The sequence below is a fragment of the Clavibacter michiganensis genome, from assembly GCF_016907085.1.
Classification (GTDB): domain Bacteria; phylum Actinomycetota; class Actinomycetes; order Actinomycetales; family Microbacteriaceae; genus Clavibacter; species Clavibacter michiganensis_O.
Map to the genome: position 1 here is coordinate 367109 of NZ_JAFBBJ010000001.1, position 20686 is coordinate 387794.

Annotated in this window: 20 protein-coding genes; 12 read left to right on the forward strand and 8 right to left on the reverse strand. The window is 73.5% G+C overall.

The window, feature by feature from the left end; translation table 11 throughout:
- Position 1: 1 nt before the first annotated feature.
- From JOE38_RS01660 to JOE38_RS01680, 5 genes are all read right to left on the reverse strand, one after another.
- Positions 2-1237 carry a hypothetical protein gene (locus JOE38_RS01660; RefSeq protein ID WP_204574581.1) on the reverse strand — a complete coding sequence of 412 codons (1236 nt, stop codon included), beginning with the start codon at positions 1235-1237 and terminating at the stop codon, positions 2-4.
- Positions 1234-2388: a sensor histidine kinase gene (locus JOE38_RS01665; protein ID WP_204574582.1), complete on the reverse strand. Its 1155-nt coding sequence runs from the start codon at positions 2386-2388 to the stop codon at positions 1234-1236. Before JOE38_RS01665 ends, JOE38_RS01660 begins: the two co-directional genes overlap by 4 nt.
- A gap of 168 nt (positions 2389-2556) precedes the next feature.
- A complete protein-coding gene (locus JOE38_RS01670; RefSeq protein WP_204574583.1) occupies positions 2557-3237 on the reverse strand; it encodes a response regulator transcription factor in 681 nt (226 codons plus the stop codon).
- Positions 3238-3356: 119 nt separating this feature from the next.
- On the reverse strand, positions 3357-4568 hold the full coding sequence (metX, locus tag JOE38_RS01675; RefSeq protein ID WP_204574584.1) for a homoserine O-acetyltransferase MetX: 1212 nt from the start codon (positions 4566-4568) through the stop codon (positions 3357-3359).
- 41 nt (positions 4569-4609) lie between these two features.
- On the reverse strand, positions 4610-5980 hold the full coding sequence (locus JOE38_RS01680) for a bifunctional o-acetylhomoserine/o-acetylserine sulfhydrylase (protein WP_204574585.1): 1371 nt from the start codon (positions 5978-5980) through the stop codon (positions 4610-4612).
- 135 nt (positions 5981-6115) lie between these two features.
- On the opposite strand from JOE38_RS01680, the gene JOE38_RS01685 reads away from it, so the two are divergent.
- Positions 6116-6913: an SDR family NAD(P)-dependent oxidoreductase gene (locus JOE38_RS01685; RefSeq protein ID WP_204574586.1), complete on the forward strand. Its 798-nt coding sequence runs from the start codon at positions 6116-6118 to the stop codon at positions 6911-6913.
- 34 nt (positions 6914-6947) lie between these two features.
- Here JOE38_RS01685 and JOE38_RS01690 read toward each other — a convergent pair whose 3' ends face one another.
- A complete protein-coding gene (locus tag JOE38_RS01690) occupies positions 6948-7622 on the reverse strand; it encodes a TetR/AcrR family transcriptional regulator (RefSeq protein ID WP_204574587.1) in 675 nt (224 codons plus the stop codon).
- A gap of 150 nt (positions 7623-7772) precedes the next feature.
- Here JOE38_RS01690 and JOE38_RS01695 point away from each other — a divergent pair, with 150 nt between their 5' ends.
- The 9 genes from JOE38_RS01695 (at position 7773) to JOE38_RS01735 (ending at position 17222) form a co-directional block, all read left to right on the forward strand.
- The gene (locus JOE38_RS01695) at positions 7773-8813 is read left to right on the forward strand and encodes a TerC family protein (protein WP_204574588.1); all 1041 of its coding nucleotides are present in this window, start codon (positions 7773-7775) and stop codon (positions 8811-8813) included.
- Positions 8810-9631: a PP2C family protein-serine/threonine phosphatase gene (locus JOE38_RS01700; protein WP_204574589.1), complete on the forward strand. Its 822-nt coding sequence runs from the start codon at positions 8810-8812 to the stop codon at positions 9629-9631. The genes JOE38_RS01695 and JOE38_RS01700 overlap by 4 nt, the downstream gene beginning before the upstream one ends.
- 65 nt (positions 9632-9696) lie before the next feature.
- Positions 9697-11178: a 3-isopropylmalate dehydratase large subunit gene (leuC, locus tag JOE38_RS01705; RefSeq protein ID WP_204574590.1), complete on the forward strand. Its 1482-nt coding sequence runs from the start codon at positions 9697-9699 to the stop codon at positions 11176-11178.
- Positions 11179-11180: 2 nt separating this feature from the next.
- Positions 11181-11795 carry a 3-isopropylmalate dehydratase small subunit gene (leuD, locus tag JOE38_RS01710; protein ID WP_204574591.1) on the forward strand — a complete coding sequence of 205 codons (615 nt, stop codon included), beginning with the start codon at positions 11181-11183 and terminating at the stop codon, positions 11793-11795.
- On the forward strand, positions 11796-13166 hold the full coding sequence (murA, locus tag JOE38_RS01715; protein ID WP_045527471.1) for a UDP-N-acetylglucosamine 1-carboxyvinyltransferase: 1371 nt from the start codon (positions 11796-11798) through the stop codon (positions 13164-13166).
- 123 nt (positions 13167-13289) lie between these two features.
- The gene (locus JOE38_RS01720; RefSeq protein WP_204574592.1) at positions 13290-14027 is read left to right on the forward strand and encodes a lysophospholipid acyltransferase family protein; all 738 of its coding nucleotides are present in this window, start codon (positions 13290-13292) and stop codon (positions 14025-14027) included.
- A complete protein-coding gene (locus JOE38_RS01725; RefSeq protein ID WP_204574593.1) occupies positions 14020-15090 on the forward strand; it encodes an NAD(P)H-dependent glycerol-3-phosphate dehydrogenase in 1071 nt (356 codons plus the stop codon). Before JOE38_RS01720 ends, JOE38_RS01725 begins: the two co-directional genes overlap by 8 nt.
- 2 nt (positions 15091-15092) lie before the next feature.
- The gene (locus JOE38_RS01730; RefSeq protein WP_204574594.1) at positions 15093-16202 is read left to right on the forward strand and encodes a D-alanine--D-alanine ligase family protein; all 1110 of its coding nucleotides are present in this window, start codon (positions 15093-15095) and stop codon (positions 16200-16202) included.
- A 39-nt stretch (positions 16203-16241) separates the two neighbouring features.
- Entirely contained in the window at positions 16242-17222 is a 981-nt protein-coding gene (locus JOE38_RS01735; RefSeq protein ID WP_204574595.1) for a glycosyltransferase family 2 protein, read from the forward strand.
- Here JOE38_RS01735 and JOE38_RS01740 read toward each other — a convergent pair.
- A complete protein-coding gene (locus JOE38_RS01740) occupies positions 17179-17691 on the reverse strand; it encodes a DUF3515 family protein (RefSeq protein ID WP_204574596.1) in 513 nt (170 codons plus the stop codon). The genes JOE38_RS01735 and JOE38_RS01740 overlap by 44 nt on opposite strands.
- Before the next feature lie 24 nt (positions 17692-17715).
- Between JOE38_RS01740 and JOE38_RS01745 the strand changes: the two genes are divergently transcribed.
- On the forward strand, positions 17716-18849 hold the full coding sequence (locus JOE38_RS01745; protein ID WP_204574597.1) for a thiamine-phosphate kinase: 1134 nt from the start codon (positions 17716-17718) through the stop codon (positions 18847-18849).
- On the opposite strand, the gene rsmD is transcribed toward JOE38_RS01745, so the two are convergent.
- Entirely contained in the window at positions 18846-19448 is a 603-nt protein-coding gene (gene rsmD, locus JOE38_RS01750) for a 16S rRNA (guanine(966)-N(2))-methyltransferase RsmD (RefSeq protein WP_204574598.1), read from the reverse strand. The two genes, JOE38_RS01745 and rsmD, sit on opposite strands and share 4 nt — an antisense overlap.
- A gap of 263 nt (positions 19449-19711) precedes the next feature.
- Here rsmD and JOE38_RS01755 point away from each other — a divergent pair, with 263 nt between their 5' ends.
- A complete protein-coding gene (locus JOE38_RS01755) occupies positions 19712-20686 on the forward strand; it encodes an AAA family ATPase (RefSeq protein WP_204577105.1) in 975 nt (324 codons plus the stop codon).

The window sequence follows — 20686 nt, forward strand, 5'->3', positions numbered from 1 at the left end:
CTCACCGGTCGGCGGGGTTGTCCACTACGCAGTCGATGGTGATGAGGAGGCTCGGCCCGCGCGTGCTCTCGGTGTGCGTGCCGACCTTGTCGATAGCATCCCACGTCGAGGGATCCAGTCGCGTCCGCGGGAGCCCGGTCGTCGTGACGACGATGGGCACGACGGCGCGGCGGAGCGGCACCGGCTGCGCGCCGGGCGCCCGTCCCCGGAGCGGTCCGAGCGCGAGCTGCACCGAGACCTCGGGCACGCCGTTGCGCCGCTCGGTGGAGGTGAGCAGGAGCCAGACCGCCGACAGCAGCCCGTCGCGCTGGCGGCGGTCGAGGAGGCCCGCGAGGGCGCTCGGGTCGCTGAGCGTGACGTCGGGGCCGAGGAACTCCGACTCCGTGATGGCATGGTGCAGCCACGTCTCGCGCCGTCCCTCGATGAGGTGCAGCCGCAGCTCGGTCGCGAGCGACGCGGCCGTCGAGGCGGCGAGGGGCGACAGCGGGAGCGGCTCCCGCGCGTTCGCGACGTCGTCGAGGAGCTGCTCGGCCGCGAGGTCCAGGCGCGCCAGCTCCTCGGACGCCATCATGCCGACGGCGTAGCGCGGCGCGGAGACGGTGCTCTGCACGAGCACGCGGTCCAGCTCCATCTCGGTCAGGCGGCGGAAGCCGCGGACGACCGCCACGCCGAACGCCGCGGGCACGACCGCGCGGGCGATGGCGGAGATCTCGGGGGCGAGGTCGGCGGGCCGCACGGGATCCGAGAACAGGAACACGGCGAGGAGCACCACGCCCAGGGCGACGTCCACCGCCAGCACCTCGCGGGCCGGCCGGTACGTGACCGACGTGAGGAGCGCGGCGCCGGCGGCGATGCCCGCCGTGGCGTGCTGCATCACGTCGCCGAGGGGCCACACCGCCACGAGGTCGAGCGCGACGACGATGCCCAGTCCGCCGACGAAGACCGCCATGAGCGGGCCGGGCATCCGGTCGCGGAGGGCGCGGATCGCGACGACGACGGCGGCGAGGAGGGCGACCAGCAGGATCCACGCGGTCGCCGTGAGCCCGGGCGACGGCATGATCCGGTAGTCGAGCGCGAAGCGGACGAGGCCGTATCCCATGGCGATGGCGCAGACGACGGCGGATCCGGCGCCCATGTACCCGAGGCCGATGGACATGGGCTGCGCCGGCGTGCCCGCGGGGAGGCGGATCCGGCGGCTCGTGCGGGGCGGCGCGGCGGCCTCCACGCGGCCGGTCACTTCGGCACCTCGAGGACGACCGTCGTCCCGGATCCGGGGGAGGAGAACAGCCGGGCGTTGCCGCCCACGTCCGTGAGGCGCGCGACGACCGACTCCTTGAAGCCGAGCTTCGCCTGGTCCACGTGCGCGAGGTCGAAGCCGACGCCGGCGTCGGTGACCATGGCGCGGACGGTGGTGTCGTCGTCGGTGATGGTGACGTGCGCCTCGGTGACGCCCGCGTGCCGCCGCACGTTCTCCAGGCACTCCGCGAGCGAGAGGAGGAAGGCGTCGAGGATGTCGCTCGGCAGCAGGACCTGGCCGGTGCCGTGCCAGCTGACCTCGAGGCCCATCCGCCCGAAGCGCTGCTTGACCGACTCCAGCGTGTTGCCGAGCACGGACTGCTCCACGGGCTCGAGGGTGTAGCCGCCCGACGCCTGCGGGGTGGGGTTCGCGCCCAGGCGGAGCTGGCGCAGGAGGCGCGCGTCGTCGGCCGCCTGCTGGCGCATGGCCTGCGGGGTCACGCCGACCCCGGAGTGCGCGAGGAGGGTGAGGGTGGCGAGCACGGTGTCGTGCAGGAGCCGCGCGCCCTGGCGTCGCTGGGCCTCCAGCTCGCTCGCCATGCGCTCGGCGCGGTGGGCGCGCCCGATGTCGGTGATGCGGCGACCGACCCGGTGCACGGCCACGCTCAGCCAGTAGCCGAGGATGCCGGCGAGCATCCAGCCGAACACGTGCACGAGCACGACGTAGGGGAAGCCCGCGGTGTCCCAGGAGGCCCCGACCGCGACGACGCTGGTGAGCACGAAGGCGGCCGCCACGACGCGGAGCCGGCCCGGGCGGATGGTCTCGAGGAGGGCGAGCGACCCGACGGCGCCCACGGAGACGTGGGTGAGCGCGGTGAGCGACGACGCCGAGCGCCCGCCGAGCTGGGCGACGACCATGGCCGCGATGCCGGCGACGATCACCACGACCATCCACCTCACGCGCGCGTCGGTCCCGATCCGCCACTGGGCGACGGCGAGGACGGCGAGGAGCGCGACGCTGCCGGCCGCCGCGGGCACCGGGATCTCGCCCGGCAGCAGGATGCACGCGGCCGCGACCGCGGTGAAGCTGAGGCCGTAGACGCGTGCGGTCCGCTGCAGCAGGCGCTCGCGCTCGCGCTTCATGCGATCCATCGGGTCCCCGCTCGGAGTGCGCCGACGCCGGTGGCGTGCGCTCGGTGTGCCTCCGATCCTAGGCGCGTCCGTGACGCGCCTGGCACGCGGGCGTCACCGGGCGGGGCGATTGTCCACATGTCGTAGGATCGCCCGCTCGCCGCGGGCCGGATCCGACCGGACGGTGTCCTACTCCGGCGCGATCCAGCCGTGGCGGATCGCGTGACGCCGCAGCAGGAGCTTGGTCCCGAGGTCCGTGCCCGCGTGCAGGTACTTGCGGCGTCCCCGCTTGATGTACGACTTGACGGTCTCCTCCGTCGTGCTCATCGCCTCCGCCACGTCGCGGATCGACCGCCCGCCCGCGTAGAGCACGAGCGCGCGCTGCTCCTGCTGTCCGAGCCGCGGGTCCTCCTCGGCGTGGAAGTCCTGCATCGCCTGCTGCACGAGCGCGCTCTGCCGGGGCGTCCCGTCGGCGGCCGCGTGGATGCTGGCGATCAGCTCCTCCGACGACTCGGCCTTGGGCACCACGGCGGACGCGCCCGCGCGCATGGCGCCGTGGATCGTCGACGGGTCGGCGTGCGTGCTCAGCAGCACGGACGTGAGGCCGGCGCCCGTGAGCGTGCGGATCTTCTGAGCGACCGGGACCTCGTCGCGGAGCGCGAGGTCGAGGACGACGACGTCGAACGCCTCCGGGAAGCGGTCGTCGCGCACGAGCCCGTTCCAGGTGGGGGAGGTCGCGACCACCTCGACGCCCGTGCGGGGACGGGAGAGCCGGGCGCTCAGGCCGTCGAGCAGGAGGACGTGGTCGTCGACCAGCGCCACGCGGACCCGTTGGCCCTGGCCCGTCGCGTGCAGCGGACGTCGGCTCATCGGTGCTCCCCTCGTACGCCGGTGCCCGGAGGCGGCAGCGTGCTCCCAGGGGAAGCATAGGAACGCATGATGTCCCGGGCGATGCCGCACGCGGAACTCACCCCCGGACTGGGGCGCTCCTAGACGGGGGTGTCGAGCAGGCGGGCGAGCTCGCGGCCCACGGCCTCGTTCTCGATGAGGAACCCGTCGTGACCGTAGTCGGAGGAGATCACGACGACCTCGCCGCCGTCGATCGACCCGGGCACGGCCTGCGCGATGCGCTGCTGGTCCGGCACGGGGAACAGCCGGTCGCTGTCGATCCCGACCACGAGGGTCGCGGCCCGCACCCGCGCGAGCGCCGCCTCCACGCCGCCGCGGTCGCGGCCCACGTCGTGCGAGCTCATCGCGTCGATGAGGCGGATGTAGCTGGTCGCGTCGAAGCGCCGGGTGAACTTGTTGCCGTGGAAGTCGAGGTACGACTCCACGGCGTAGCGGCCCTCGTCGCCCATCGGGCTGATGCCGCTCTGCCAGGAGCGGGAGAAGCGCTGGTTCAGCTCGTCCGGGCTCCGGTAGTTGAGCAGCGCCATGCGGCGCGCGAGCGCGAGGCCGCGGTGCGGGCCGTCGCCGTCGGCCGCGTCGAGGTAGTCGCCGTCGCGGTAGGCGGGATCCATCCGGATCGCCTCGGCCTGCACCGAGTTGAGAGCGATCTGGTCGGCGCTCGCGATGGCGGGAGCCGCGAGGACGGCGAGCCGGCGCATCCGGTCGGGGAACCCCGCGCCCCACTCGAGCGCCTGCATCCCGCCCATGGACCCGCCGACGACCGCCGCCCACACGTCGATGTCGAGCGCGTCCGCGAGGGCGGCCTGCACCCGGACCTGGTCGCGGATGGTGATGTAGGGGAACCGGGCGCCCCACTCGGCGCCGTCGCGCGCGAGGGAGGCGGGACCGGTCGTGCCCTGGCAGCCGCCCAGCATGTTGGGGGCCACGACGAACCAGCGGTCGGTGTCGATCGCGAGGCCCGGCCCCACGATGCCCGACCACCACCCGCCCGTCGGCTGCCCGGGACCCGCTGGCCCGCGGAGGTGGCTGTCGCCCGTGAGCGCGTGCAGCACCAGCACGGCGTTGCGTCCGTCCGGGGCGCGCTCGCCGAAGGTCTCGTACGCGACCCGCACGGAGGGGATCCGGCCGCCCGCCTCCAGATCGATGCCGCCCACCTGCGCGAACAGGCGGTCGGCGACGGGGTCGCCCTCGCGCCACGCGCCCGACGCGGGCGGGCGGCCGATCAGGGAGCGGATCTGCGCGTCCGTCACGAGGCTCGACGGGACGGTGTCCTCGGGTGTCTGCCAGTCCATCGCGATCAGTGAAGCACCCGAGCCGGACGCGCGCCCGAGTGTTACGCCCGGCTCGGGCGGGCGCCCGAGAGCGAGGCGACCGCGGCGCCGTCCTTGACGGCCCGCGCGGAGCGGAGCCCGGCTGCGAGGTCCTCGATGATGTCGTCGATGCTCTCGAGCCCGACCGAGAGGCGGACGAGTCCCGGCGTGACGCCCGCCGTCAGCTGCTGCTCCGGCGTCAGCTGCGCGTGGGTGGTCGACGCCGGGTGGATGACGAGGCTCCGCACGTCCCCGATGTTCGCCAGGTGGCTGAACAGCTGCAGCGAGTCGACGAGCGCGCGCCCGGCGTCCACCCCGCCCTTCAGCTCGAAGGAGAGGACGGCGCCCACGCCGCGCGGCGCGTACCGGTTCGCGGCGGCGTAGGAGGGGCTCGTCGGCAGGCCCGCGTAGTAGACGTCCGCGATGTCCTCGTGCGCGTCGAGCCACTCCGCGACCGCCTGCGCGTTCTGCACGTGCCGCTCGATCCGGAGGCTCAGCGTCTCGATGCCCTGGATGAGCTGCCAGGCGCTCGCCGGGGCGATGGACGCGCCGAGGTCGCGCAGCAGCTGCACGCGCGCCTTGGTGATGTACGCGACGCCGTCGCCGACCGCCTCGGTGTACGTGACGCCGTGGTACGAGGGGTCGGGCGTCGTGAGGCCGGGGAAACGCTCGCCGTGCTCGGACCACGGGAAGCGGCCCCCGTCCACGACGAGGCCGCCGATGACCGTGCCGTGGCCGCCGAGGAACTTCGTCGCCGAGTGCACCACGACGTCCGCGCCGTGCTCGAACGGGCGGATGAGGTACGGCGTCGCGATCGTGTTGTCGACGATGAGCGGGACGCCCGCCTGGTGCGCCTGGTCGGCGACGGCGCGGATGTCGAGGATGTTGATGCGCGGGTTCCCGATCGTCTCCGCGAAGAACAGCTTGGTGTTCGGGCGCACGGCCCGGGCCCATGCAGCCGGGTCGTCCTGGTCCTCCACGAAGGTCGTCTCGATCCCGAGCTTCGCGAGCGTGTACTTGAAGAGGTTGTAGGTGCCGCCGTAGATCGACGAGCTCGAGACGATGTGGTCGCCCGCCTGCGCGATGTTGAGGACCGCGAACGTCGAGGCCGACTGCCCGGATGCGACGAGCAGCGCGGCCGATCCGCCCTCCAGGGCGGCGACGCGCTCCTCGACGACGGCCTGCGTCGGGTTCATGATCCGCGTGTAGATGTTGCCCGGCTGCGCCAGCGCGAAGAGGTCCTGCGCGTGCTGGGAGTCGTCGAACACGTAGGACGTCGTCTGGTAGATGGGCGTGGCACGCGCGTGGGTGACGGGATCGGGGGCCGCTCCCGCGTGGATCTGCTGCGTCTCGAAGCGCCAGCCCGCTGCCCTGTCCTCGTCGTGGTCGCTCATCGTCGTGCCTTCCCTCGTGCGTCGGTGCCGCCCGTGCGGGCGCTCCCCGACTGTAGGAATCGGCGAGGCGACCGGTCAACGCGGGCCCGTCTCGCGGCGTAACCCGCGGCCATCCGCGTTCCCTACGCTGGGGTCATGTCCACAGCCAAGAGGGTCGTCGTCACGGGTGCGAGCTCGGGGATCGGCGCCGCCACCGTCCGCCTGTTCCGGAGCCGGGGGTGGGACGTCGTCGGCGTCGCCCGCCGCGAGGACCGCCTGCGCGCGCTCGCCGAGGAGACCGGGGCCACGTATGCGGTCGCCGACCTCACCGTGCAGGCCGACGTCGACGCGCTCCGCGACCACCTCCGCGAGACGGGCGACGTGCACGCGCTCGTGAACAACGCCGGGGGAGCCGTCGGCACCGACTCCGTCGAGGGCGGTTCGGCGGAGGACTGGGCCTGGATGTACGAGATCAACGTGCTCGCCGTGCAGCGCGTGACGAGCGCTCTCCTGCCGCTCCTCCGCGCCGGCGTGCCCGCGGGCGGCAGCGCCGACGTCGTGACCGTGAGCTCGATCGCCGCGCACGTGCCCTACGAGGGCGGCGGCGGCTACAACGCCGCCAAGGCCGCGGTGCACGCGATGCTCGGCGTGCTCCGCCTGGAGCTCGCGGGGGAGCCCATCCGCGTGATCGAGATCGCGCCGGGCCAGGTGCGCACGGAGGAGTTCTCGCTCGTGCGCTTCGGCGGCGACCGCGCGAAGGCCGACGCGGTGTACGACGGCGTGCCCGGACCGCTGACGGCGGAGGACGTGGCCGAGGCCATCGTGCACGCCGTGGAGCTGCCGCCGCACGTGAACGTGGACCTGCTCACCCTGAAGCCCGTGGCCCAGGCGGCCCCGCACAAGCTCATGCGGAAGCCGCTCGCGGTCCGCGAGGAGCTCACCGACCGGGGCTGACCGACATCCGCTCCGGGGTCGGGTCCCGCCGTCGTCAGGCCGCGGGCAGGGGCGCCGCGACCGGCACCTCGGGCAGGGGGCCGGTGAGGAACCCCTGCACCACGGGCCCGTGGAGCGCGACGACCGTCTCGCGGGACATGCTCGCGATGGGCTCGCTCCGCCAGATGTAGCGGGTGATGGCGATGCCGCCGAGCGCCGCGCCCACCAGGGAGTTGCGGATGTCGGCCTCATCCTGCGGGATGCCCTCGGGGAGGGCGCTCATCCAGTGCTGCGGCGCGGCCTCGGCGAACCGGCGGTAGGCGGCGCTGTCGTGGTCCGACGAGACGGTGACCCAGCGCATGATGGTGGATCCGACCGGGTGCTCCCACGTGTGGAGGGCCGCCTCGACGAGGGCGGCGCCCCGCTCCTCGATGGGCAGCTCCCGCAGCCGGAGGTACGGGGCGATGAGGTCCTCCGAGGGGCGCAGCGCCTCCTCGAGCAGGGCCTCGAGCGAGCCGAAGTAGTAGCGGACGAGGCTCGGGTCGACCCCGGCGGCCGCGGCGATGCGGCGGGCGCTCACGCGGTCGGCGCCGGACTCGATGAAGAGCATGCGGGCCGCTTCGATGATGCTGGCCCGGGCATCACCCGAGGTGCGGGGGCCGCGACGCCGGGGTCCGGTGTCCTCCCCGCCGTGGTCGGGTGCATCGAGCTCGTTCGCCAGTACGGACATGGGGCGTCCCTCTCGTGTCATGAGCGACCACCGTAACCGCGGGCCGACGGCCGGATGCCCCGGATGGGGGAATTGTGAACAACCCGTCGGCCGCCATGTAGTTTCGTCGAGGCATGTCCGTGCCGTTCCCGTGCTGCAGAAAGCCTCCGCGTGCCCCTGGTCCTCCCCCTCCCGTTCGAGATCATCTCGCTGACGGTGCTCGTCCTCGTCCTCGTCGCCGACCTGCTGATCGTCTACCGGCGCCCGCACGTCCCGTCGACGAAGGAGTCGGCCCTCTGGGTCGCCTTCTACGTGGGCCTCGCGCTGGTGTTCGCGGTCATCATGCTGTTCGTCGCGGGCGGCGAGCACGCGGGCCAGTTCCTGGCGGGGTGGCTGACGGAGTACAGCCTCAGCATCGACAACCTGTTCGTCTTCGTCATCATCATGAGCCGGTTCAGCGTGCCCCGGAAGTACCAGCAGGAGGTGCTCATGGTGGGCATCATCATCGCGCTGGTGCTGCGCGGGATCTTCATCTTGCTGGGCGCCGAGCTCATCGAGAGCTACAGCTGGATCTTCTACATCTTCGGCGCGTTCCTGCTCTACACGGCGATCAAGCAGGCCATAGGCGACGAGGACGAGGAGAGCGAGGACTCGCTCTTCATCAAGTTCCTCCGCCGGCGACTCAAGATCGCCCCCGACTTCGACGGCGCGAAGGTGCGCACCGTGATCGACGGCCGCAAGGTGCTCACGCCCATGGTCATCGTGTTCGTGTCGATCGGCACCACCGACCTGATCTTCGCGCTCGACTCGATCCCCGCGATATTCGGCATCACCGAGTCGCCGTTCATCGTCTTCACCGCGAACATCTTCGCCCTCATGGGCCTCCGCCAGCTCTACTTCCTGCTGGGCGGCCTGCTCGACCGGCTCGTGTACCTCAAGTACGGGATCGCGTTCATCCTCTTCTTCATCGGCGTGAAGCTCGTGCTGCACGCGATGCACGAGAACACGCTGCCGTTCGTCAACGGCGGCGAGGGCATCGAGTGGGCGCCCGAGATCCCGACCATCGTGAGCCTCGTCGTCATCCTCGCCTCGATGGTGGTCGCCACCGTCGCCAGCCTCATCAAGATGCGCGCCGACGGGATCCCCGTGACGAGCCCCGACGCCGACGCCGCCTCCGTGGAGCGCGGCGGCGACGACCGGGACGCGCGATGACCGAGGCGCGCACCATCGCGCTCGGCGGGCGGCGCATCCACGTCAGCTGGGCCGCGCGGACGGACGTCGGCAGCGTGCGCGCCGTGAACGAGGACGGCCTCCTCGCCGACCCGCCCGTCTGGCTCGTCGCCGACGGGATGGGCGGGCACGCGTTCGGCGACCGCGCGAGCGCGACCCTCGTGGAGACCTTCGGCGGCCTGTCCGGCGACGCCCCCGTCACGCGCGACCTCATCGTCGAGGCGGTCGACGCCTCCAACGACGCGATCGGCGACCTCATCACGGGCGATGACCCGCCCGGCACCGTGGCCGGCACCACGCTCGCGGGCGTCGCGCTCGTGCGCTCGGACGCCGGCGACCCGCTCTGGATGGTCTTCAACGTCGGCGACTCGCGCGTCTACGCCTGGACGGACGGCCGCCTCGAGCAGGTGACGATCGACCACTCGGCCGTGCAGGAGCTCGTCGACCAGGGCCGCATGACGCGCGCGGAGGCCGAGCGGAGCCCGGTGCGGAACCTCATCACGCGGGCCGTCGGGTCCCACGACGAGGTCGCCGCGGACGAGTGGCTGCTGCCGGTCGTCGATCACCAGGTGTTCCTCATCTGCTCCGACGGGCTGACCAAGGAGCTCGACGACCAGGCGATCTCCGGCGTGCTCCAGCTCGCGCGCGCGGACGGCGGCGGCGTCGACCGTGCGGCGGACGCGCTGGTCGCGCAGGCGCTGGCCTCCGGCGGCCGGGACAACGTCACCGTCGTGGTGATCGAGGCCCGCGCCGACGAGGAGCCGCTCGACGACGGGTCGGCGGGCGCGCCCACCGCCTGAGGAATAGCCGTGGGCACCCGGCGTTAGACTCCCATGATGCGCGTGGGGACCCTCGCGCCACTGCCATGAGGAGAGCCGTGCAGCCTGCGAAGACCCTGGCCGAGAAGGTGTGGGCCGACCACCTGGTCGCCGAGGGGGAGGACGGGACGCCCGACCTCCTCTACATCGACCTCCACCTCGTGCACGAGGTCACCAGCCCGCAGGCCTTCGACGGCCTCCGTCTCGCCGGCCGCCCCGTGCGCCGCCCGGACCTCACCATCGCGACCGAGGACCACAACACGCCGACCGTCGGCATCGACCAGCCGATCGCCGACCTCACGAGCCGCACGCAGATCCACACCCTCCGCAAGAACGCCGAGGAGTTCGGGATCCGGCTGCACTCGCTGGGCGACATCGAGCAGGGCATCGTGCACGTCGTGGGCCCGCAGCTCGGCCTCACGATGCCGGGCATCACGGTCGTCTGCGGCGACTCGCACACGTCCACGCACGGCGCGTTCGGCGCGATGGCGTTCGGCATCGGCACGAGCGAGGTCGAGCACGTCATGGCGACCCAGACGCTGCCGCTCCAGCCGTTCAAGACCATGGCCGTCACGGTCGAGGGCACGCTGCGCCCCGGCGTCACGGCGAAGGACATCATCCTCGCGGTCATCGCGCAGATCGGCACGGGCGGCGGGCAGGGCTACGTGCTCGAGTACCGCGGCAGCGCCATCCGCTCGCTCTCCATGGAGGGCCGGATGACGATCTGCAACATGTCGATCGAGGCCGGTGCTCGCGCCGGCATGGTCGCCCCCGACCAGACCACCTACGACTACCTCGAGGGCCGCCCGCACGCGCCGACCGGCGCGGACTGGGACGAGGCCGTGGCCTACTGGGACACCCTCGCGACCGACGACGACGCCGTCTTCGACGCCGAGGTCTTCCTCGACGCCGACACGCTCGAGCCGTTCGTCACGTGGGGCACCAACCCCGGCCAGGGCGTCTCGCTCAGCGAGCCCGTCCCGGATCCCGCGGCCGTCGCCGACCCGAACGAGCGCGCCGCCGCCGAGCGCGCCCTCGCCTACATGGACCTCGCCCCCGGCACCCCCATGAAGAAGATCGCCGTCGACACCGTGTTCATCGGCTCCTGCACCAACAGCCGCGTGGAGGACCTGCGCGCCGCCGCCGAGATCGTGCGCGGCCGCACCAAGGCCGAGGGCGTCCGCGTGATGGTCGTCCCGGGCAGCGCGCGCGTGCGGCTCGAGGCAGAGGCCGAGGGCATCGACAAGGTCTTCACCGACTTCGGCGCCGAGTGGCGCTTCGCCGGCTGCTCCATGTGCCTCGGCATGAACCCCGACCAGCTCGCGCCGGGCGAGCGCTGCGCGTCCACGAGCAACCGGAACTTCGAGGGCCGCCAGGGCAAGGGCGGGCGGACGCACCTCGTGTCGCCGCTCGTGGCCGCCGCCACCGCTATCCGCGGCACGCTCTCGAGCCCGTGGGACCTGCAGGAGGACGGCGTCGTCGACGCCGCGTCCATCCGCCAGGCCGCCGCCGTCGGACAGGAGGCCTGAGCATGGAGCCCATCACCCGCGTCACCGGCACCGGGGTGCCGCTCAAGCGGTCGAACGTCGACACCGACCAGATCGTCCCCTCGCAGTTCCTGAAGCGCGTCACCAAGACCGGCTTCGAGGACGCCCTCTTCTTCCAGTGGCGCAAGGACCCCGCGTTCTTCGTCAACCAGCCGGCATACGAGGGCGCCACCGTCCTCGTCGCCGGTCCGGACTTCGGCACGGGCTCGTCCCGCGAGCACGCCGTGTGGGCGCTGCGCGACTACGGCTTCCGGGCCGTGCTCAGCCCGAGGTTCGGCGACATCTTCCGGGGCAACTCCGGGAAGCAGGGCCTCCTCACGGGGATCGTGACGGAGGACGACGTCGAGAGGCTGTGGGCCGCGATGGACGCGGAGCCCGGACTCGACCTCACCGTCGACCTCGTCGAGCGGATCGCCACGGCACCCGGCCTGACGGTCCCGTTCGAGATCGACGAATACACTCGGTGGCGGCTCCTCGAGGGGCTCGACGACATCGCCCTCACCCTCCGGGACGAGGACGCCATCACCACCTTCGAATCACGACGGGCCGCATGGCGCCCGCGCACCTTGCCGGCCCGGCCGGCAGCTCTGGAGAACTGAATGAACTCACTAGTCAGCGACGCCAAGAAGGCGGGGGAGCGGGTGGGCCTCCTGTCCGACTCCATCGTGATCAACGGCGGCATCCCGCTGCGCGGCCGCATCGAGGTGCGCGGGGCCAAGAACCTGGCCACGAAGGCCATGGTCGCCTCGCTCCTCGGCGAGAGCCCCAGCCTCCTGCGCTCGGTGCCCGACATCAGCGACGTCCGCGTCGTCTCCGGGCTCCTCGAGGTGCACGGCGTCACGCTCCGCAAGGGCGAGCAGGAGGGCGACCTCATCCTCGACCCGAAGGACGTCGAGAGCGCCCACATGGCGGACATCGACGCGCACGCCGGCAGCTCCCGGATCCCGATCCTCTTCTGCGGGCCGCTGCTGCACCGCCTCGGCGAGGCGTTCATCCCCGACCTCGGCGGCTGCCGCATCGGCGACCGCCCCATCGACTTCCACCTCGACGCGCTGCGCGCGTTCGGCGCCGTCGTCGAGAAGCTGCCGAGCGGCATCCGCCTCACGGCGCCGGACGGCCTGAAGGGCGCGAACGTCGAGCTGCCCTACCCGAGCGTCGGCGCCACCGAGCAGGTGCTGCTCACGGGCGTCCGCGCGAAGGGGATCACGGAGCTGAAGAACGCGGCCATCGAGCCCGAGATCATGGACCTCATCGCGATCCTGCAGAAGATGGGCGCGATCATCTCCGTGGAGCCGAATCGCGTGATCCTCATCGAGGGCGTCGACCGCCTCGAGGGCTACACGCACCGCGCGCTCTTCGACCGCAACGAGGCCGCGAGCTGGGCGTCTGCCGCGCTCGCGACCGGCGGCGACATCTTCGTCGGCGGCGTGCGCCAGGCCGAGATGATGACCTTCCTCAACGTGTTCCGGAAGGTCGGCGGCGCGTTCGACATCGAGGAGGACGGCATCCGGTTCTACCACCCGGGCGGCGACCTCAAGCCCGTGGTCATCGAGACCGACGTGCACCCCGGCTTCATGACGGACTGGCAGCAGCCGCTCGTCGTGGCGCTCACGCAGGCGCCCGGCGTCTCGATCATCCACGAGACCGTGTACGAGAACCGCTTCGGGTTCACGGACGCGCTCAACGAGATGGGCGCCGACATCGTGGTGCACAAGGAGGGCCTCGAGGGCCACGAGCGACGCGTGGCGCGTCGCGACTTCGAGCAGGCCGCGGTCATCACCGGGCCGACGCACCTGCACGGCGCGGACATCACGGTGCCCGACCTCCGCGGCGGGTTCAGCCACCTCATCGCCGCGCTCACGGCCGAGGGCCGGTCCACCGTCAGCAACGTCGGGATCATCTCCCGCGGCTACGAGGACTTCATCGGGAAGCTGCGCCAGCTGGGCGCGGACTTCTCCTACGAGGGATAGCCTCGCCGGCGGTGCCCGCGCCGCCCACGCCGGCCGGGCGCGTCCATGACGGACGCGCCCGGCCCTCCGCCGGGTGGATCCCGGCGGGCGACCGACGACGACCGCGACCCGACCGGAGGATCCATGGCGAACGAGAAGGCCCGACCGTCGATCTTCTGGGTGCTGGCCGCCCTGGTGCTGCCGGTGCTCAACGCGGCCGTGCGGTTCGAGATCCGGAACCCCGAGCGGCTGCCGAAGACCGGCTCGTACGTGCTCGCGCCGAACCACTACAGCGAGATCGACCCGGTCGTGATGGGCGCCGTGGCGTGGAAGCTCGGGCGCCTGCCCCGCTTCCTCGCGAAGGCGTCGCTCTTCGACGTGCCGGTGGTCGGCTGGTTCCTCCGCCGCTCCGGCCAGATCCCCGTGCAGCGCGACGGCGGCGTCCGCGGCGGCCAGGCGATCGAGGCCGCGTCCGACCTCGCGCGCGACGGCCGCATCGTCGTCGTGTACCCCGAGGGGACCCTCACGCGCGACCCCGACCTCTGGCCCATGCGCGGCAAGACCGGTGCCGTGCGCCTCGCCCTGCAGGCCGGGATCCCCGTCATCCCCGCCGCCCACTGGGGCACGCAGGAGCTCATGGGCCGCTACTCGAAGCGCGTGCGGCTCTTCCCGCGGAAGACGATCCACGTCGTCATCGGCGAGCCTGTCGACCTCGACCGCTTCCGCGACCGGAGCCTCGACTCCGCGACCCTCACCGAGGCGACCGCCGTCGTCATGGCCGCCATCACCCGGCTCGTGGAGGAGCTGCGCGGCGAGACCGCCCCGACCGAGCGGTGGGATCCCCGCTCGAAGAACCAGAAGGAGACCGGCCGATTTGAGTGACGCGACCGCGCGCCCGACCCTCGCACCCGCCGCATCGCCGCCCGACCCGGACGCCGGGGAGCGGCGCCGCATCGTCGTCCTCGGCGCCGGCAGCTGGGGCACCACGTTCGCCAAGGTGATGGCCGACGGCGGCGCCGACGTCGTCATGTGGGCCCGGCGGCCCGAGCTCGCCCGGGAGATCACCGAGGCCAAGCGCAACAGCGACTACCTGCCGGGGATCAACCTGCCGCAGCGGCTCACCGCCGACCCGTCGCTCGCGCGCGTGCTCGCGGGCGCCACGGACGTGTTCGTGTCCGTGCCGAGCCAGACCCTGCGCGCCAACCTCGAGGCGGCGCGTGACCTCATCCCGTCCGACGCCGTGGTCGTGAGCCTCATGAAGGGCGTGGAGAAGGGCACCGGCCTCCGGATGAGCGAGGTGATCGCGGAGGTCCTCGGGATCGGCCCGGAGCGGATCGCCGTGGCGTCGGGCCCGAACCTCGCGCTCGAGATCGCCCGGGAGCAGCCGACCGCGGTCGTCGTGTCGTCCGCGGACCAGGCGACCGCGGAGCGCGTGGCGAAGATCGCCCGGAGCTCCTACTTCCGCTCGTTCGTGAACACCGACGTGATCGGGACCGAGTTCGGCGGGGTGCTGAAGAACCTCATCGCGGTCGCGGTGGGGATCGTGGACGGCGTCGGCTACGGCGAGAACACGAAGGCGTCGATCATCACGCGCGGCCTCGCCGAGATGACGGCGTTCTCCGTGGCGTACGGCGCGCGCGCCGAGACGCTCGCGGGGCTCGCGGGCCTGGGCGACCTCATCGCGACGTGCGAGTCCTCGCTGTCCCGCAACAACACCGCGGGCCGCCTGCTCGGCCAGGGCTACAGCTTCACCGACGTCGTGAAGAGCATGCAGCAGACGGCCGAGGGGCTCTCCTCCGTCGCGCCCGTGCTCGAGCTCGCCCGTCAGCGCGGCGTGCTCATGCCGATCGTCGAGCAGGTGTCGCAGGTGCTGGCGGGCACGCTGTCACCGCGCGACATCGCGCCCCATCTGACCACCGACGACGACACACCCCAGGGGGAGTGACCATGACCGCACGGATCCGGGTGGTGCTGCTCTTCGGCGGCACCTCCAGCGAGCACTCCATCAGCTGCGCGACCGCGAGCGGCGTGCTGGGCGCCATCGACCGGGAGCGGTTCGAGGTGATCCCCGTGGGCATCACGCCCGCCGGGGCCTTCACGCTCCAGGAGGACGACGCATCCGCCCTCGCCCTCGACGCTGACGCCCTGCCCCGGGTGGCCGACAACGGCACGCGCGTGCGCTGGCCCGAGGACGCGGGCAGCCGCGAGCTCACGGTGCGCGAGGCCGACGGCACGGAGCGCTCGCTCGGCCGGGTCGACCTCGTGTTCCCGATCCTGCACGGCACGCAGGGAGAGGACGGGACCGTGCAGGGCATGCTCGAGCTCGCAGGCCTGCCGTACGTCGGATCCGGCGTGCTCGCCTCCGCGCTCGGCATGGACAAGCACTACGCGAAGACCGTCCTGAGCGCCGTGGGCATCGCGGTGGCGCCGTGGATCACGGTCTCGCGCCACGAGTGGGCCGCCGACGCCGCCGGTGTCCGGGAGCGGGCCGCCGCGCTCGGGCTTCCGGCGTTCGTGAAGCCCGCGCGCGCCGGATCCAGCGTGGGCGTGAGCCGCGTCGCCGCGGCCGACGGGCTCGACGCCGCCCTCGAGGTCGCCTTCCGGGAGGACGACCGCGTGCTCGTCGAGTCGGGCCTCGTCGGCCGCGAGGTCGAGTGCGCGATCCTCGACGAGGGCCCGGGCCGCGAGCCCAGCGCCTCCGTCGCGGGCGAGATCGTGGTGTCCGGCCGCGACTTCTACGACTTCGACGCGAAGTACCTCGGGGCGGACGGCATCGACCTGGTGTGCCCCGCCGACGTCACCGACGCCGAGCTCGCCGAGCTGCGGGAGCTGTCGATCCGCGCCTTCCGCGCCGTCGACGGCCGCGGGCTCGCGCGCGTGGACTTCTTCCTCACGGCCGACGGCTTCGTGCTCAACGAGGTCAACACGATGCCGGGCTTCACGCCCATCTCGATGTTCCCCGCCTGCTGGGAGGCGTCGGGCCTCGCGTACCCGGACCTCATCTCGCGCCTGCTGGACGTGGCGCTCGCGTGGGAGGCGGATGGCGCCCGCGCCTGACGCCGGTCGTCGAGGGCCGATGAGCCTAGGCTCGGGCGCATGCTCGTAGGACGATCCGTCGCCCGGCCCCGCCTCCATCCCGACGCCCGATCCGGCCGGCTCCTGCGGCTCGGGGACCGCGCCCGCGGCGGGCAGACGGCCGCCCGCGCGCCGGCGCCCGTGCGCCCCACCGTCTCCGTCGTCATCCCCGTGCGCGACGACGCGGGGCACCTGCGCGCGTGCCTCCGGGCCCTCGCCGGGCAGACCGTCGCGCCCGACGAGGTCGTGGTCGTCGACAACGCGTCGCGCGACGACAGCGCGGACGTGGCGCGCGGGGCGGGCGCGCGCGTCGTGCACGAGCCCGTGCAGGGGATCCCCGCGGCCGCGTCCGCCGGCTACGACGCCGCGCGCTCGGAGGTCATCGCCCGGCTCGACGCCGACTGCGTGCCGCCGGCCGACTGGATCGAGCGGCTCGGGGACGTGCTCGCCGCACGTCCCGACGTCGCCGCCGTCACGGGCGCCGCGCGGTTCGTCGACGGGCCCCGCGCGCTCCGCGGGATCGCGGCGGTCGCCTACCTCGGCGCCTACTTCGCCTCCGTGACGCTCGCGCTCGGGCACCCGCCGCTGTTCGGATCCAACTTCGCGCTCCGCCGCGACGCCTGGCTCGCCGTGCGCGACGAGGTGCACCGCGAGGGCACGCACCTGCACGACGACATCGACCTGTCCGTGCACCTCGGCCCCGAGCGCCGCATCGTCCTCGACCCGCATCTCGGCATGGGGATCAGCATGCGTCCGCTCACCCGGCCGTCGACCCTGCCGCTCCGGATGAGCCGCGGCATGGCGTCGCTGACCGTGCACTGGCCGCACGAGCTGCCGTGGCTGCGCTGGTGGCGCACCGGCCGACGGATGATCCACGAGCGCGGGGCGCGTCGCACGGCGGTCCCCGGGCGGGAGCGGGCCGTGGGCACGGGATCCGTGCCGACGGGATCGCTGCCGGTCAGCTCCCCGGAGGCGGCGCGTCGCCCAGGTCCTGCGCGCTGACGCACTTGGCCGTCTGGGGGATGACCGTGACGACGCCGCTGAGGTCGGTGAGCGCGGTGTAGCTGGCCTGCGTCGAGTCGATGACGACCTCCACGGCGGGCGTGCGGCCGTAGGTCGTGTAGCGAATGTCGGGGGCGCGCGAGTCGTCCTCGACCCAGTCGACGTCGTCGTAGCTGATGCACGCGTCGGTCGTGGGGCCGGGCGTCGCGACGCCGCAGCGGAGGATCACGGTGCTCTGCGGGTCACCCCACGCGCCGGTGCCCTGCGCGTCGGTCTCACGCAGGGGCGCGGTGCCGAGCGTCGCGGGGAGGTGGACGACCACGTCGGCGCACAGCGGGTCGGTCGCGCCGGGGGCCGCCTCGAGGGAGACCGTGGGGGCGCAGCCGGCGACGGCGAGGGCGATGCCGCATGCGGCGGCCGCGGCGGCGACGGGGCGCAGCAGGGCGCGGGCGGGGCGGCGGGGAGTCATCGCGATCAGGCTACCGTGGCAGTCGTGACGACTCCTGGGACGCCCTCAGCCGCGGATCCGACCGACGGGGCCAGCGCGCCGGCCGGGGTCGGCGGTGCCGACGACGGGGCCACCCTCGGGAGCGCGGGGGAGCTGGCGACCCTGGCGCGGATCCTGCCGCACCTGCCCGCCGCGGACGACGCCGAGGTCGGCCCGGGCGACGACTGCGCGGTCGTGCGGGCGCCCGACGGCCGGTTCGTGATCACGACCGACATGATGATCGAGGGCCCGGACTTCCGCCTGGCCTGGTCGACCCCGCACGACCTCGGACGCCGCGCGGCCACCTCGAACCTCGCGGACGTCGCCGCCATGGGCGCCCGGCCGACCGCTCTCCTCGTCGCCATCGCGGCGCCCGCCAGCACGCCGGTCGCGGACCTCGAGGCCCTCGCCGACGGCCTCCGCGAGGGCTGCCTGCTCCAGGCGCCCGGCTGCGGCGTCGTGGGCGGCGACCTCTCCGTCTCGGACGCGCTGGTGATCACGATCACGGCCACGGGCGACCTCGAGGGGCGCGACCCCGTGCTGCGCTCGGGCGCGCGACCCGGCGACGTGATCGCGGTGGCCGGCGCGCTCGGCATGGCCGCGGCCGGGGTCCGCCTCCTGTTCGACCACGCGCGGATCCCGGGCCCCGACGGCGCGCTCGTCCCCGACGCGGCGCTCGCCCGGGCGCTGCGGGCGGCGCACCCCGCCGCGGTCGAGGCGCAGCTCGCGCCCGTCGCGCCCCTGACGGCCGGCGTCGACGCGGCCCTCGCCGGCGCGACCGCCATGCTCGACGTCTCCGACGGGCTCCTGCTCGACCTCGGCCGCCTGGCGCGCGCGAGCGGGGTGGCCGTCGACCTCGGATCGGCCGCCCTCGCCGACGACGCGCGTCGCGTCGCCGCCGCGCACCCGTCGCTGCAACCCGTGGCGCTCGACCTCGTCCTCACCGGGGGCGAGGACCACGCGCTGGTCGCGGCGTTCCCGGCGGGCGCGACGCTGCCGGATCCGTTCCGCGCGATCGGCGTGGTCGCGGCCGCAGGGCCGGACGGCCCGGCCGTGACGGTCGACGGCGCGCCCTACTCCGGCCCGGACACGGCGCTCGGCGGCTGGGACCCGTACGCCGACTGGGACGGGGCGCGCTAGGGCGCGGGCTCGTCCGCGTCGTCATCGTCGGGCGTCTCGGCGACCGCCCACCACACGACCGTGTCGCCGTACACCTTCCTGCGGTCGAGCGCGATCCCCGCGGGCCACGCCGGTTCGGCGGAGCGCGCGCTGCGCTCGACCATGACCACGGCGCCGTCGACGAGCCGCGGCACGAGCGCGGCCAGCTCCTCCGCGAGCTCCGCGTCGCCGACCTCGTAGGGCGGATCCAGGAACGCGACGTCGTACGCGCCGCGGTCGCCCGCGAGGAACGCGCGCACGCTCTGGGCTGCCACGCGGATCCGCGGCACGGAGGCGGGCGGGGCCGCGCGCTCGACGATCCCCGCGTTCGACCGGCAGACGGCGGCCGCGGGCACCGCGCGCTCCACGAGGACGACCTCGCACGCGCCGCGGCTGGCGGCCTCGAGGCCGAGCGCCCCGGATCCGGCGTACAGGTCGAGGACGCGCGCGCCGTCGAGCGCGTCCCGGGCCTCGAGCCCGGAGAACAGGGCCTCGCGCACGCGGTCGCTCGTGGGGCGCGTGCCCGTCCGGGGCACGCGGAGGACCAGGGAGCCGGCGAACCCGGCGACGATGCGGGTCACGACGGACGCCCGGCGGGTCGCGGGACGGCGGCGTTCGGAGCGGGGTGCACGGGCGACCACGCTACCCGGCATGTCCGCCCCCGGAGGCGGGCCGGACGCTCCCGGATCCCTGACGTATGCTGCCAAGACGCCCACGACGCTGGAGGACCTCCGTGACGAGTCCCGAGTCCGAGTCCGTCCCCCTGCACGCCGGGTCGGCACAGCCCCCCGCCCGCATCCGCGCCGCCGCGCGTCAGGCCGACCGCACCCACGGCGCGCCCGCCATGCCGCTGGAGGAGGTGCGCCGGCTCGCCGACCTCATCCTCGCGAACATCGACTCCGTCATGTCCGGCAAGCACGACGCCACCCGCATGGCGCTCACCGTGTTCCTCTCCGGCGGCCACCTCCTCATCGAGGACGTGCCCGGCGTCGGCAAGACCATGCTCGCCAAGGCGCTCGCGCGCAGCGTCGACTGCACCGTGAACCGGATCCAGTTCACGCCCGACCTGCTGCCCTCGGACGTCACGGGCGTCTCCGTCTACAGCCAGGCCGACCACCGCTTCGAGTTCCAGCCGGGCGCCGTGTTCGCCAACATCGTCATCGGCGACGAGATCAACCGCGCGAGCCCCAAGACGCAGTCGGCGCTCCTGGAGTGCATGGAGGAGGGGCAGGTCACGGTCGACGGCGTCACGCATCCGCTGCAGCAGCCCTTCACCGTGGTCGCGACGCAGAACCCGGTCGAGATGGAGGGCACGTACGCGCTCCCCGAGGCGCAGCGCGACCGCTTCATGGCACGTATCTCGATGGGCTACCCCGACGCCTCCGCGGAGCTCGCCATGCTCCGCTCGCGCGACACCGTGAGCCCGCTCGACGAGCTGCGGCCCGTGGTCGACGCGGAGGACCTCGACGCGATGATGCACGCGGCCCGCGGCGTCTACGTGTCCGACCCCGTGTCGCGCTACGCCGTCGCGATCGTGCAGGCCACGCGCGGCCACGAGGACATCCGCCTCGGCGCGAGCCCCCGCGCCACGCTGCAGCTCATCCGGGCCGCCAAGACGCGGGCGGCGCTCGACGGGCGCGACTTCGTGCTGCCCGACGACGTCGACGCCCTCGCCGCGCCCGTGCTCGCGCACCGGCTCGTCGCGACCGGCCGGGCGCTGGGCCAGCGCGGTAGCGGCCAGGCCGCCGTGGTCGAGATCCTCGAGCGCATCGTCTCCTCGACCGCCGTGCCGCTGAGCGCCGCCGGACGGACGCGCTGA

What these genes read in the sequence shown, in the direction of transcription:
- JOE38_RS01720 (WP_204574592.1), top strand. Translation starts at nt 13,290, where the DNA reads ATGGCGAACGAGAAGGCCCGACCGTCGATCTTCTGGGTGCTGGCCGCC.
- murA (WP_045527471.1), top strand. Translation starts at nt 11,796, where the DNA reads ATGAACTCACTAGTCAGCGACGCCAAGAAGGCGGGGGAGCGGGTGGGC.
- JOE38_RS01735 (WP_204574595.1), top strand. Translation starts at nt 16,242, where the DNA reads ATGCTCGTAGGACGATCCGTCGCCCGGCCCCGCCTCCATCCCGACGCC.
- metX (WP_204574584.1), bottom strand. Translation starts at nt 4,568, where the DNA reads ATGGACTGGCAGACACCCGAGGACACCGTCCCGTCGAGCCTCGTGACG.
- JOE38_RS01680 (WP_204574585.1), bottom strand. Translation starts at nt 5,980, where the DNA reads ATGAGCGACCACGACGAGGACAGGGCAGCGGGCTGGCGCTTCGAGACG.
- JOE38_RS01740 (WP_204574596.1), bottom strand. Translation starts at nt 17,691, where the DNA reads ATGACTCCCCGCCGCCCCGCCCGCGCCCTGCTGCGCCCCGTCGCCGCC.
- JOE38_RS01690 (WP_204574587.1), bottom strand. Translation starts at nt 7,622, where the DNA reads ATGTCCGTACTGGCGAACGAGCTCGATGCACCCGACCACGGCGGGGAG.
- JOE38_RS01685 (WP_204574586.1), top strand. Translation starts at nt 6,116, where the DNA reads ATGTCCACAGCCAAGAGGGTCGTCGTCACGGGTGCGAGCTCGGGGATC.
- JOE38_RS01755 (WP_204577105.1), top strand. Translation starts at nt 19,712, where the DNA reads ATGCCGCTGGAGGAGGTGCGCCGGCTCGCCGACCTCATCCTCGCGAAC.
- JOE38_RS01730 (WP_204574594.1), top strand. Translation starts at nt 15,093, where the DNA reads ATGACCGCACGGATCCGGGTGGTGCTGCTCTTCGGCGGCACCTCCAGC.
- leuD (WP_204574591.1), top strand. Translation starts at nt 11,181, where the DNA reads ATGGAGCCCATCACCCGCGTCACCGGCACCGGGGTGCCGCTCAAGCGG.
- JOE38_RS01700 (WP_204574589.1), top strand. Translation starts at nt 8,810, where the DNA reads ATGACCGAGGCGCGCACCATCGCGCTCGGCGGGCGGCGCATCCACGTC.
- leuC (WP_204574590.1), top strand. Translation starts at nt 9,697, where the DNA reads ATGAGGAGAGCCGTGCAGCCTGCGAAGACCCTGGCCGAGAAGGTGTGG.
- JOE38_RS01665 (WP_204574582.1), bottom strand. Translation starts at nt 2,388, where the DNA reads ATGGATCGCATGAAGCGCGAGCGCGAGCGCCTGCTGCAGCGGACCGCA.
- JOE38_RS01670 (WP_204574583.1), bottom strand. Translation starts at nt 3,237, where the DNA reads ATGAGCCGACGTCCGCTGCACGCGACGGGCCAGGGCCAACGGGTCCGC.